Source organism: Streptomyces sp. NPDC033845, from assembly GCF_055576225.1.
In genome coordinates, this window is the sequence record NZ_JBVIRI010000052.1 from 1 (window position 1) to 12,387 (window position 12,387).

General features: G+C 73.8%; 11 protein-coding genes. 8 read left to right on the forward strand and 3 right to left on the reverse strand.

What is annotated here, in order from left to right:
• The 3 genes from ACZ50K_RS37215 to ptsP form a co-directional block, all read left to right on the forward strand.
• The coding region (locus ACZ50K_RS37215; RefSeq protein ID WP_468911812.1) for a hypothetical protein at window positions 1-218 on the forward strand (218 nt) is incomplete at its 5' end.
• 306 nt (window positions 219-524) lie between these two features.
• Window positions 525-974 carry a PTS sugar transporter subunit IIA gene (locus ACZ50K_RS37220; RefSeq protein WP_468911815.1) on the forward strand — a complete coding sequence of 150 codons (450 nt, stop codon included), beginning with the start codon at window positions 525-527 and terminating at the stop codon, window positions 972-974.
• Window positions 975-1,057: 83 nt separating this feature from the next.
• Window positions 1,058-2,728 carry a phosphoenolpyruvate--protein phosphotransferase gene (ptsP, locus tag ACZ50K_RS37225; RefSeq protein ID WP_468911817.1) on the forward strand — a complete coding sequence of 557 codons (1,671 nt, stop codon included), beginning with the start codon at window positions 1,058-1,060 and terminating at the stop codon, window positions 2,726-2,728.
• A 96-nt stretch (window positions 2,729-2,824) separates the two neighbouring features.
• Here ptsP and ACZ50K_RS37230 read toward each other — a convergent pair whose 3' ends face one another.
• Window positions 2,825-3,748: a hypothetical protein gene (locus tag ACZ50K_RS37230; RefSeq protein WP_468911819.1), complete on the reverse strand. Its 924-nt coding sequence runs from the start codon at window positions 3,746-3,748 to the stop codon at window positions 2,825-2,827.
• Window positions 3,749-3,823: 75 nt separating this feature from the next.
• Entirely contained in the window at window positions 3,824-5,803 is a 1,980-nt protein-coding gene (locus ACZ50K_RS37235) for an acetoacetate--CoA ligase (RefSeq protein WP_468911821.1), read from the reverse strand.
• Window positions 5,804-6,013: 210 nt separating this feature from the next.
• On the opposite strand from ACZ50K_RS37235, the gene ACZ50K_RS37240 reads away from it, so the two are divergent.
• Window positions 6,014-8,452, forward strand: coding sequence for a glycoside hydrolase family 31 protein (locus ACZ50K_RS37240; protein ID WP_468911823.1), 2,439 nt, complete (start codon window positions 6,014-6,016; stop codon window positions 8,450-8,452).
• A gap of 91 nt (window positions 8,453-8,543) precedes the next feature.
• Here ACZ50K_RS37240 and ACZ50K_RS37245 read toward each other — a convergent pair whose 3' ends face one another.
• Window positions 8,544-9,053 carry an NUDIX domain-containing protein gene (locus ACZ50K_RS37245; protein WP_468911824.1) on the reverse strand — a complete coding sequence of 170 codons (510 nt, stop codon included), beginning with the start codon at window positions 9,051-9,053 and terminating at the stop codon, window positions 8,544-8,546.
• Between the two features lie 176 nt (window positions 9,054-9,229).
• On the opposite strand from ACZ50K_RS37245, the gene ACZ50K_RS37250 reads away from it, so the two are divergent.
• The 4 genes from ACZ50K_RS37250 (at window position 9,230) to ACZ50K_RS37265 (ending at window position 12,130) form a co-directional block, all read left to right on the forward strand.
• Window positions 9,230-9,904 carry a M15 family metallopeptidase gene (locus ACZ50K_RS37250; protein WP_468911834.1) on the forward strand — a complete coding sequence of 225 codons (675 nt, stop codon included), beginning with the start codon at window positions 9,230-9,232 and terminating at the stop codon, window positions 9,902-9,904.
• A gap of 99 nt (window positions 9,905-10,003) precedes the next feature.
• The gene (locus ACZ50K_RS37255) at window positions 10,004-10,366 is read left to right on the forward strand and encodes an Mpo1-like protein (protein WP_468911827.1); all 363 of its coding nucleotides are present in this window, start codon (window positions 10,004-10,006) and stop codon (window positions 10,364-10,366) included.
• An 85-nt stretch (window positions 10,367-10,451) separates the two neighbouring features.
• Window positions 10,452-10,943, forward strand: coding sequence for a Zn-ribbon domain-containing OB-fold protein (locus ACZ50K_RS37260; RefSeq protein WP_468911828.1), 492 nt, complete (start codon window positions 10,452-10,454; stop codon window positions 10,941-10,943).
• A complete protein-coding gene (locus ACZ50K_RS37265) occupies window positions 10,940-12,130 on the forward strand; it encodes a lipid-transfer protein (RefSeq protein WP_468911831.1) in 1,191 nt (396 codons plus the stop codon). Before ACZ50K_RS37260 ends, ACZ50K_RS37265 begins: the two co-directional genes overlap by 4 nt.
• Window positions 12,131-12,387 lie beyond the last annotated feature (257 nt).

Genomic DNA, 12,387 nt, shown 5'->3' on the forward strand with positions numbered 1-12,387 from the left:
CCCTCGCGGGCTTTCCTCCGGGCGCTTCCTTCGTTCTTGCGTTTCCGACTCTATCAGATCTTTTCGGACCCGATTTCCTCGGTGCTTTCCAGGTTTTCGCTTTCGCGTTTCCCTTTCCGGCGATTCCGACTCTATCAGTGTTTCCGCGGCTTCCTGACCACTCGCTCGCACCCGATAAAGGGGCATGCAAATGCGTTTCGGAAAACGGGAACGGCTGATGGTAGACGAATGCCCGCCGACCTCTTGTTCACGTTGTGTTCACGTGCCCCGGTCAGGCAGGACTCACGACAGTACACCTCGGGGCGAGGTGCGGGCAAATCGCTGGGAAGCCACGCGCGACCGCGCGTGGACTTGTGGTCTAGTCCACCGGTCTAGTCCACTAGTCTCCGTGCCGAAGGTCCGGTCCGGTTCAGGACCATCATCGGGCGAACCGGAACAACCTGTGACTTATCCTTCTGAAGAGTACGCCGTTCGCAACAGTCAGTGACGGCGACACGACGTAGCCCCACCCCTGGGAGGCCCCCATGACCAGCGTGACGTCCCCACTCGCCGGGCGCGCCATCGGACTCGCGGCAGTGCCCGATCCGGTGTTCTCCGGCGCCATGGTGGGACCGGGCACCGCCATTGACCCCGTGCGCGAGCCCTCGGAGGCGGTGTCCCCCGTCGACGGTGTGGTGGTCTCCCTCCACCCGCACGCCTATGTAGTGGTCGACGACGAGGGGCACGGTGTGCTCACCCACCTCGGGATCGACACCGTTCAGCTCAACGGCGAGGGCTTCGAGCTGCTCGTCGCCAAGGGCGACACCGTGAGCCGCGGCCAGGCCGTGGTGCGGTGGAACCCCGCGGCCGTCGAGGCCGCCGGCAAGTCCCCCGTGTGTCCGGTGGTGGCCCTGGAGGCCACGGCCGACGCCCTCTCCGACGTGATCGAGTCCGGGGACGTCAAGGCCAGCGACGTCCTGTTCGGCTGGGCGTGACCGCGGGCCCCTCCGGGGGCCGGTCGTAGGGGTCGTACATCCATCGCGGCGGAGCGTTCCGCCGCTCAATCGGAGACGGTGAAATGGAGACAACGCTGCGAGGCGTCGGCGTGAGCCACGGTGTGGCGATCGGCGAGGTTCGGCACATGGGTACGGCGGTCCTGGAGCCGCCGGCCAAGCAGATCGCCGCGGAGGACGCGGAGCGCGAGCAGGGGCGCGCCCGCAAGGCCGTGAGCGCGGTTGCCGCCGATCTGATCGCTCGCGGTCAGCTGGCCGGTGGTGAGGCCCAGCACGTGCTGGAGGCCCAGGCCATGATCGCCGAGGACCCCGAGCTGATGGCGGACGTCGACCGGCGCATCGCCGTCGGGAGCACGGCCGAGCGCGGTGTCTACGACGCGTTCGCCGCGTACCGCGAGCTGCTGGCCGGGGCCGGGGAGTACATGGCCGGCCGGGTGGCCGACCTGGACGACGTCCGGAACCGGATCGTGGCCCGGCTGCTGGGCGTGCCGATGCCGGGCGTGCCGGACAGTGACGAGCCCTATGTGCTGATCGCCCGGGACCTGGCGCCGGCGGACACGGCGCTGCTGGACCCGGCGCTGGTGCTGGGCTTCGTCACCGAGGAGGGCGGGCCGACCAGTCACAGCGCGATCCTCGCGCGGGCGCTCGGTGTGCCGGCCGTGGTGGCGCTGCCGGGTGCCGGTGAGCTGGCCGAGGGCACGGTCGTCGCGGTGGACGGTTCCACCGGTGAGATCTTCGTGGACCCGAGTGCGGAGAAGAAGGCGCAGCTGGAGGCGGCGGCCGCGGAGCGGAAGGCGGCGCTGGCCGCTTCCTCCGGTCCGGGTGCGACCTCCGACGGGCACAAGGTGCCGCTGCTGGCGAACGTCGGCGGTCCGGCGGACGTGCCGGCGGCCGTGGAGGCGGGCGCCGAGGGCGTCGGTCTGTTCCGCACCGAGTTCCTGTTCCTGGACGATAGCAAGAAGGCGCCGTCCGAGGAGAAGCAGATCGAGTCGTACCGCAAGGTGCTCGAAGCCTTCCCCGAGGGCCGGGTGGTGGTGCGGGTGCTGGACGCCGGTGCCGACAAGCCGCTGGACTTCCTGACTCCGGGCGACGAGCCGAACCCGGCGCTGGGCGTGCGGGGTCTGCGGTCGCTGCTGGACCACCCGGAGGTGCTCCGGACCCAGCTGACCGCGCTGGCCAAGGCCGCCGAGGGGCTGCCGGTCTACCTTGAGGTCATGGCCCCGATGGTGGCCGACCGGATCGACGCGAAGGCGTTCGCGGACGCCTGCCGTGAGGCGGGGCTGCGGGCGAAGTTCGGGGCGATGGTGGAGATCCCCTCCGCCGCGCTGCGGGCTCGTTCGATCCTCCAGGAGGTGGAGTTCCTTTCGCTGGGCACCAATGACCTGGCGCAGTACGCGTTCGCCGCGGACCGTCAGGTCGGCGCGGTGTCGCGGCTCCAGGACCCCTGGCAGCCGGCGCTGCTGGACCTGATCGCGATGTCGGCGGAGGCGGCCCGGGCCGAGGGCAAGAGCTGCGGTGTCTGCGGTGAGGCGGCCTCCGACCCGCTGCTGGCCTGTGTGCTGACCGGTCTGGGTGTGACCTCCCTTTCGATGGGTGCCGCGTCCATTCCCTATGTGCGGGCGACGCTCGCCAAGTACACCCTCGCGCAGTGCGAGCGGGCCGCGGCGGCGGCCCGGGCCGCGGACAGCGCCGAGGAGGCGCGGGTGGCCGCGCAGGCGGTGCTGTCCGGCGAGTAGGCCGGACCGGCCGGTTCGGCCGGAGTGATCGACCGGAGTGACCGAGGGGTCCTCGCCTGGACGGCGGGGGCCCCTCGGTCGTGTCCGGTCGTCCGGTCAGTGGTGCGGGCGGGGGTTGTCGTCCACCGGGTATCCGGAGCGGTACTCGACGCCCGGTTCGGGGGCGACGGGGTCTCCGGTGTCGGCGTCGGTGCAGTACGCGTCGAAGACGGCGGCCTCGGTGAGGGGGAGCAGGCGGCCGGAGTCGAGGCGCCAGCCGTGCAGCCGGTCGGGGTGGCCGGGGGTGCTGCGGCGGAGGACCACTCCCCCGGGGCCGGCCAGGGCGATGCCGGCGGCGAGGACGGTGAGGAAGTCGATCCGTTCGCGGGCGCGGGCGTGGGCGGCAGGGGTGGCCGGGGGTGCTTCCGGGGTTTCGGTGGTGAGGACGGCGGTGAGGAGTTCGGCTTCGGCGGGGACGGTGCAGACCAGGTGCTGGTGGCCGGGGCCGGCGCCGGCCAGCAGTCGGGTGAGGATGCGGCCGGCCTGTTCGAAGGAGGCCTGGCCGATGTCCTCGCCGCAGTCGGCGCAGCGGCCCATTCCGGCGAGGAGCAGGGTGGCGTACTCCCAGGTGGCCTGGCGGACGGCTTCGTCGATGAGCAGGGGGACGAGTTCCCCGATGGGCTGGCCGGTATAGGGGAGGCCGGCGCCGGTGCCGGCCAGTTCGGCGGTGAAGCAGGTGCGGGCGCCGGGGGTGTCCGGGTCGAGGCCGGTCTCGGCGCAGAACTCGGCGAACTCCTCGGGGTCGAAGAGGGCGACGGTGGTGTGGATGCCTTCGGCGGCCAGGGCGTGGAGCAGGGCGTCGACGTGGTCCAGGTATTCCTGGTGGTCCTGGAAGGTGAAGCTGGGGTAGCCCCGCATGGCCGCGAAGTCCCGGGCGTCGGCGATCAGGCCGAGGGTGCTGGGGACTTCGCGGCGGAGGCCGCGGCTGCCGCGGGCCCGGATCCGGGCGCGGGCGGTGGTCGTGGTGCGGTTCTTCGGCATGGTCCCCCCTGGTGGCATGACAAGCAGTGCTCACTCAGCGTAACCATGGATACTGACAGTGACCTTTGGTGTGGGTCAGGGGCGGCGGCTCCGGGCCAGTTCAGCGTAGAAGCCGAGCAGGCCGAGGTCGTCCACCGAGCCCGGGTTGACCGCCTTGTCCAGCGGGGTGCCCTGGAGGAGCCGCTTCACCGGGACCTCGATGCGCTTGCCGGTCAGGGTGTGCGGAACCCCCGGGACCTCGATGATCTCGTCCGGGACGTGCCGCGGCGAGAGCTCGGTGCGGATGGTCCGCTTGATGAGCTCGCGCAGCGCGTCGTCCAGGACGGCGCCGGGCGCGAGGTGCACGAACAGCGGCATCCAGTAGCCGCCGTCCGGCTCTTCCAGGCCGATGACCAGGGACTCCTTGATCTCGGGGAGGCGTTCCACAGCCTCGTAGATGTCGGCGGAGCCCATCCGGACGCCCTGCCGGTTGAGGGTGGAGTCGGAGCGGCCGTGGATGACCACCGAGCCGTGGTCGGTGATGGTGATCCAGTCGCCGTGCCGCCAGGCGCCCGGGAACATCTCGAAGTAGCTGTCGCGGTAGCGGCTGCCGTCGGGGTCGTTCCAGAACCGGATGGGCATGGAGGGCATCGGGTTGGTGACGATCAGTTCGCCGACCTCGCCGATCAGCGGCTTGCCGGACGGGTCCCAGGACTGGAGGTCGGTGCCCAGGCAGGCGGCCTGGAGCTCCCCGATGTGCACCGGGAGGGTGGGGACGGCGCCGGCGAAGCAGCTGCAGACGTCGGTGCCGCCGCTGACGGAGGCGATCCACAGGTCCTCGGCGACCTCCTCGTGCAGCCAGCGGAAGCCGTCCGGCGGCAGCGGGGAGCCGGTGGTGGCCACGCACTTCACCGAGGAGAGGTCGAAGTCCCGGCCCGGGTGCACCTCGGCCTTGCGGCAGGCCATCACATAGGCGGCGGAGGTGCCGTACAGGGTGGCGCGGGTGCGTTCGGCGATCCGCCACTGGGCGCCGGTGTCCGGATAACCGGGGCTGCCGTCGTAGAGCACCACGGTGGTGCCGGTGAGCAGGCCGGAGACCAGGAAGTTCCACATCATCCAGCCGGTGGAGGTGTACCAGAAGAACCGGTCCTCCGGGCCGAGGTCGCAGTGCAGGCCGAGCTGCTTGAGGTGCTCCAGCAGGATCCCGCCCTGGGACTGGACGATGGCCTTGGGCAGACCGGTGGTCCCGGAGGAGTACAGCACCCACAGCGGGTGGTCGAAGGGCAGCTGCTCGAAGACGGGGGCGGTGTCGGCGGAGGTGAGGGAGTCCCAGGGGAGGGTGCCCTCGGGCGCCTCGGTGCCCAGCAGCGGGATGTGGACCACGGCGCGCAGCGAGGGGAGTTCGGCGCGGAGCTCGGCGACGGTGTCGCGGCGGTCGTGCTCCTTGCCGCCGTAGCGGTAGCCGTCCACGGTGAACAGGACCACCGGTTCGACCTGCTGGAAGCGGTCGAGGACGCTGCGGGCGCCGAAGTCGGGGGCGCAGGAGGTCCAGACCCCGCCGACCGCGGCGGTGGCGAGGAGGGCGACGACGGCCTCGGGGATGTTGGGGAGGTAGCCGCTGATCCGGTCGCCGGGGCGGACGCCGAGGGCGCGGAGCTCGGCGGCGAGGGAGCCGACCCGGCGGCGGAGCTCGGCCCAGCTGACCGGGGTGGGTTCGTGGGTTTCGTCCACATGGAGCAGTGCCGGTTCGGCCGAGCGGGCCGGGTCCTCGGCGGCCCGCAGGGCGTGCTCGGCGTAGTTGAGGGTGGCGCCGGGGAACCAGCGGGCGCCGGGCATGGCCCGGTCGGCGAGCACCTCGGTGGGCGGGGTGCCGAAGCGTACGTCGAACCATTCGGCGACCGCCTGCCAGAAGGCCGGGAGCTCGTCGACGGACCAGCGGTGCAGGGCCGGGTAGCCGCCGTCCGCGGGCGCTCCGTGGTGTTCCGCGGCCCAGGCCTGGAAGGCGGTGATCCGGGCGGCGGCGATCCGGTCGGGGCCGGGGGTCCAGAGCGGTGCGGACGGACTGGTTGCGGTCATGGGTCGGCTCCCGGGGGTGTGCGGCGGTGCGCCTCGTGTGCGTACGGCGCCGGTGCGCGGTGGGTGGGTGCGCGTCGGCTCACAGGGACCATGCCATGTGATCGACTTCCGCACCAGAGCGGTCGGGGGTGGCCACGGATGATCCTTTTCCTGGTGAACGGCAGTTGAACGCGGCCCGCTCGGGGAGCGGCCGGTGGCAGGGTGAGCGGCATGAACGGTCAAGGTCGTGATCTGGTGCGGGCGCTGAAGGACCTCGGTACGGCGCGGGGCCGGCGGGCGTGGCGGGCCGCGGTCCGCCACCGGCGCGCGGACGCCGCCGCGCTGCCGCGGCGGGGGCCGGAGCGGGCCCGGGTGCCGGGGGTGCTGGCGTCCGTGGAGCCGATGCCGGGCGGGGGTGTGCTGCGGTTCGCGCGGTCGGAGCTGCTGGTGCGGGTCACGGCGGGCGGGGCGGTGTTCTGGGGCTGGGACGGGGCCCGGCCGGAGCCCTCGTACGCGCTGGTCGGTCCGGGGCCGGAACCGGATCCGCGGGTGGTGCTGGAGCCGGACACCGGGGGAGGCTGGCGGGTGGTGTCGGAACGGGTCACCGTGGCGGTCTCCCGGGTGGGGGCGGTGGAGCTGCGGACCCCGGGCGGGACGGTGCTGCGGCGGGAGTCCCCGCCGCGCTGGTGGGAGCCGGCGGGGGGTGGTGGGGACTCCGGCTCCGGCGGGCCGTCCGGTGGGCGGTCCGGTGAGGGGGCGGGCGGGGGCTCCGGTGGGGCGGCCCGGTGGCTGGTGCGGTCGGAGGTGCCGGCCGACGCGCGGTTCTTCGGGCTCGGCGGCCGGGCCTCGGGGCCCCGGCTCCGGGACGGGGAGTACCGGCTGTGGAACTCCGACCCGGGCGGCGGATTCGGCCCCGGGGACGATCCGCTGTACCTCACCATGCCGGTGCAGATGGTGGTGGCCGACGCCGGCACCCACCTCGTCTTCTACGACGATCCGTGGGACGGGCGGTTCACCCTGCGCGAGGGCGAGGAGGGCGCCGGTTCGGGGCCGGACCGGCCCGGGGTGAGCGAACTGCGGATGGAGGGCGGGCCGCTGCGCTGCTGGGTGCTGGTGGGGACGCCGGCCCGGGTGCTCCAGGGCTGGTCGGGGCTGACCGGCGGGGCCGCCGTACCGCCGGACTGGGCGCTGGGGCACCACCACGCCCGATGGGGGTTCGGGACGGCGGCCGAGGTGCGGCGGGTGGTCGCCGGCTACCGGGAGCGGGGGCTGCCGCTGGCCGCGCTGCACCTGGACATCGACCACTACGACGCGCACCGGGTGTTCACCGTGGACCGCGAGGCGTTCCCCGACCTTCCGGCACTGGCCCGGGAACTGGCGGCGGACGGCACCCGGCTGGTGTCGATCGTGGACCCGGCGGTGAAGGCGGAGCCGGAGGTGCCGGACTCGCTGTACGCCTCCGGCCGGGCGGTGGGGACCGCCGGGGCCTTCGTCCGGGACGCGGACGGACAGGAGGTGCGCGGCGAGGTGTGGCCGGGGACCTGCGGCTACCCGGACTTCACCGATCCGGCGGTCCGGGAATGGTGGGGCGGGCTGTACGAGGAACGGCTGGCGAACGGCTTCGCCGGATTCTGGCACGACATGAACGAGCCGGTGTCCTTCGCGCCGTTCGGGGACCCGAGCCTGCCGAGGTCGGCCCGGCACCATCTGGACGGGGCCGGCGGCGACCACCGGGAGGCCCACAACGTGTACGCGCTCGGGATGGCCCGGGCCGGCTGGGAGGGACTCCTCCGACTGCGGCCGCAGGAGCGGCCGTTCCTGTTCTCCCGGTCGGGATGGGCCGGCATGCAGAGGTACGGGGGCACCTGGTCGGGAGACGTGGACAGCAGCTGGGAGGGGCTGCGGGCCTCGCTGGCGCTGGTGTTGGGGCTGGGGCTGTGCGGGGTGCCGTACTCGGGGCCGGACGTGGGGGGCTTCGGCGGGTCGCCGACGCCCGAGCTGTACGCGCGCTGGTTCCAACTGGGCTCCTGGCTGCCGCTGTTCCGGACCCACGCGGCGATCTGGGCGGGGCGGCGCGAACCCTGGGAGTTCGGGCCGGAGGTGCTGGCGGCGGCGGAGGCCGCGCTGACGGAACGGGAGCGGCTGCGGCCGTACTTCCTGACCCTGGCCCACCTGGCCCGGCGGACCGGGGCGCCGTACGTACGGCCGCTGTGGTGGGGGGCGCCGGAGGACCGGGCTCTGCGGGACTGCGAGGACGCGTTCCTGCTGGGGGACGCGCTGCTGGTGGCGCCGGTACTGGAATGCGGGGCGGACCGGCGGGCGGTGCGGCTGCCATGGGGGCGCTGGTACGACACCGCCACGGGGCGGGCGTACGAGGGGCCGGGACAGGTGCTGCTGGAGGCGCCGCTCGGGCGGATCCCGGTACTGGCCCGGGCGGGGGCGGTGATCCCGGTCCGGGAGGGCGGCCGGGACCTGCTGGAGGTGTGGGCCCCGGCCCGCGGACGCACCGGCGGCGGCGCCGTCGCCTGCGGCGGGCCCGCGGCGGAGTCGGGGACCGGGGCGGTGACGGTCGAACGGTTCGTGTCCCGGTGGCGGGAGGACGAGGTGGTGGTCGAGCGGGAGGACGGCTCGGTGGTGGAGGGCGGGGAGGTGGTGGTGCGGGGGCTGTGAGCCGGGCCCGGCGGGCCATGGCTCAGGCGGAACCGCGGCTCGGCGGCCCGGAGCGGGGCGCCGCACCGGGCGGGGTGCGTGGTGGGGGGTGTCAGGTGTAGCGGCCGGCGAACCAGGCGGTGGTGGCGCGGGTGTGGAGGGGGAAGGCCAGTTCGGCCGGGGTGCGCAGGAGGTGCCAGCCGGTGGTCTCGTCCGTGGGCGCCGAGGGCGGCAGGGTGTCGGCATGGCGGGGCGGCAGCAGGCCGAAGAGCAGCAGGTGGCCGGCCGGGGAGCTGAGGGCGTCGGCGAGGACCACCTCGGTGGCGGGGGCGTGGATACCGGTCTCCTCGCGGAGTTCGCGGACCACGGCGGTGCGCCAGTCCTCGCCGAAGTCGATGAATCCGCCGGGCAGGGCGATACCGCCGAGGGCCGGCTCGATGGTGCGGGTGATCACCACCAGCCCGGTGCCCTCCGCGTCCTCCACGGGCAGCAGCGCGACGGCCACCGGCAGCGGGTTGCGGTAGGCCGCGGAGCCGCAGGATCCGCAGGTGCGGGGCCAGTCGGTGGTGGTGAACGGGGTTCCGCAGGCGGAGCAGTGCGAGTCCTTCGCCGGTGTGGGCATGGCGCCATGGTAGGTGAAGGGGCATGAGGTGGACGGTGGTTGCGGCGGTGCTGGCGGCGGTCGTGGGAGTGGGGGGAGTCGGGGAGGTGGTGGGGGGAGCCGGTTCGGAGGGGGCCGCCGGGACCCGGGGGGCCGTCGGGGTGGAGGGTGCGACCCGGGCGACGGGTGGGGCCGGGGTGGCGGGCGAGGACCGGCCGGGCGGCTCGGACGGGGTGGGGGGTGGGGGGTTGCCTCGGGGGTTTGTGCGGTTGGGGGATGTGGATTCGGGGGTGTGGCAGGACATGCGGTACGCGGGGGCGGGGAACTTCACGGGGGCGGTGGTGCCGGGGTACGAGGAGCCGGTCTGTCTGCTGACGCGGGAGGCGGCGGTGGCGTTGGGGCGGGCCCGGCGGGTGTTGGCGCGGCGCGGGTTCTCGCTGATGGTGTACGACTGCTACCGGCCGCAGCGGGCCGTGGACCGGTTCGTCCGCTGGGCCGCGGAGCCGGAGGACCCCCGGATCCGGGCGGAGTTCCATCCCCGGGTGCCCAAGGCGCGGCTGATCCCGGAGGGGTACATCGCGGAGCGGTCGGGGCACAGCCGGGGCAGCACGGTGGACGTCACGCTGACCACGCCCGCCGGGCGTCCGCTGGACATGGGCACCCGGTTCGACTTCTTCGATCCGCTGTCGCACGGCGCGGATCCGCGGATCACCGGGGCGCCGCGCGAGCGTCGCCGGCTGCTCGCGGAGGTGCTGGCCGGGCAGGGGTTCACCGCGCTGCCGGAGGAGTGGTGGCACTTCCGGCTGGCCGAAGAGCCTTATCCGGAGCGGCACTTCGACGCTCCGGTGCGTTCCGCCTCGGTCCGGCCGTGAGTACCGTGCCGTGGCATGAGCGATGCGATGAGCGATGCGATGAGCGATGCGATGGGCGGGGCAACGACGGATGGGGTGACGGATGGGGTGACGGATGGGGTGACGGATCAGGCCGGTGAGGGGGCGGGGTTCGGGTGTTATGAGGAGTTCTGGCCCTACTACGTGGCCATGCACTCCCGTGCCGCGACCCGCTGGGTGCATCTGACGGGCACCCTGACCGGGCTCGCCATCGCCGCCTACGGGCTGGCGCGCGGCCGTGGGCGCTATCTGGCGGCACTGCCGCTGATCGGCTACGGGACGGCCTGGCCCGCGCACTTCCTGATCGAGGGGAACAACCCGGCGACCTTCGGGCATCCGGCCTGGTCGCTGCGCGGGGACGCGCAGATGATCCGGATGATGCTGGCCGGGCGGGACGGCGAGCTGGCCGAGATCGCCGGGAAGTGGCTGGCCGAGAACCGGTGACCCCGGCGGGGTCCCGTGTCAGACTGCACCCGACAGGGAACTGACGGTACGTCAGTTTCGGTGGACGCGGTCGGAGGGGGCCGAGTTGGAGAGCGCGCTGACACCCGTGGTGGACGGCTGGTTCACCGAGGACGGGCCGGACGGGGAGTTCCGGCTGCTCGGAACCCGCTGCTCGGCCTGCGCCTCGGTGTTCTTCCCCCGCCAGGACGCCTTCTGCCGCAATCCCGGCTGCCCGGGCGACGGCGAGCTGGTCGAGGTCCCGCTGTCCGGGCGGGGCCGCGTCTGGTCCTACACCGACGGCCGCTACCGGCCGCCCGCCCCCTACCTCTCCGATCCGGAGGTCCCCTGGGAGCCGTACACCCTGGTCGCGGTGGAGCTGGCGGCCGAGCGGATGGTGGTCCTGGGGCAGGCGGCGCCCGGGGTGACCGTCGCGGACCTCGCCGTGGGCATGGAGGTCGAGGTGGTGGCCGGGGTGCTCGGCGGCGGGCCCGGAGCGGACGGGGCGGACGGGGCGGCCTCGGCGCCCGAGTCGGCTTCGGCCAGCTGGTGCTTCCGGCCGGTGGGGGGTGCGCGGTGACCGAGGACATCGCGGTGCTGGGCGCCGGTATGCACCCCTGGGGCAAGTGGGGCCGCGGGTTCGTCGAGTACGGTCGGGCGGCCGCGCGCGCCGCGCTCGCCGACGCCGGGCTGGAGTGGGGGCGGGTCGACTCGGTGGTGGGCGCGGACACCGTCCGGTCCGGCTATCCCGGCTACGTCGCGGGGGCCACCTTCGCCCAGGCCCTCGGCTGGCAGGGGGCCCGGGTGACCAGCGTGTACGCGGCCTGCGCCTCCGGGGCCCAGGCCATCGGGACGGCCCGGGCTCAGATCCTGGCCGGGCTGGCCGACGTGGTGCTGGTGGTCGGTGCGGACGCGGCGCCCAAGGGGTTCTTCGCGCCGGCCGGCGGGGACCGCCCGGACGATCCGGACTGGCTGCGGTTCCGGGTGCTGGGGGCCACCAATCCGGCGTACTTCGCGCTCTACGCGCGCCGCCGGATGGCCGTGTACGGGGATACCCCCGAGGACTTCGCGCAGGTCAAGGTGAAGAACTCGGCGGCCGGGCTGCTCAATCCGCTGGCCCGCTACCGGAAGGCGGTGACCGCGGCCGAGGTGGCCGCCTCGGCGGTGGTGGCGGATCCGCTGCGGCTGCTGGACATCTGCGCCACCTCGGACGGGGCGGCCGCGCTGGTGCTGTGCGGGATGGACTTCGCCCGCTCGCACGGGGTGAGCGACCCGGTGCGGATCCGGGCGGTGTCCACGGTGACCCCCACCTATCCGCGGACGGTGCTCGACCTGCCCGACATCGCCACCGACTCGGCCGTCGCGGTGGAGCCCGCGCCCGGTTCGTTCCGGTCCTCGATCGCCCGGGCCGCGTACGAGGAGGCCGGGCTGGGGCCGGAGGACCTGTCGCTGGCCGAGGTGTACGACCTGTCCACCGCGCTGGAACTGGAGTGGTACGAGGACATCGGGCTGTGCCCGGAGGGCGAGGGCGCCAAGCTGCTCCGGGAGGGGGCGACCGCGCTGGGCGGGCGGGTGCCGGTGAACCCCAGCGGCGGGCTCGCCTCCTTCGGCGAAGCGGTGCCGGCCCAGGCCATCGCCCAGGTGTGCGAGCTGACCTGGCAGCTGCGGGGCACCGCCGGGGACCGGCAGGTGCCGGGCGCGCGGGCCGGGATCACCGCCAACCAGGGCCTGTTCGGGCATGGTTCGGCGGTGGTGGCGGTCCGCTGACCTGGCCCGGAGCGGAGCCGTTGCGCGAACGCTTGACGGCTCCCGACGGCAGGTTCACACTGCCTGCACAGTCCCCCACGAGAGCTGCGGCCCGTACCCCAGTCGGCGGGGGTACGGGCCGCCTCCACGCCCGGATCCGCCGGGCAGCCCGGAAGGGACGGCCTAGGTGTGTTGTCCCGGGACGTTGGTGACACGCGTGCTGGGTTCTTGAAATGGGTGAGGGCCTCCGGGTTCGGTGTGGATTGCGACATCTCCAC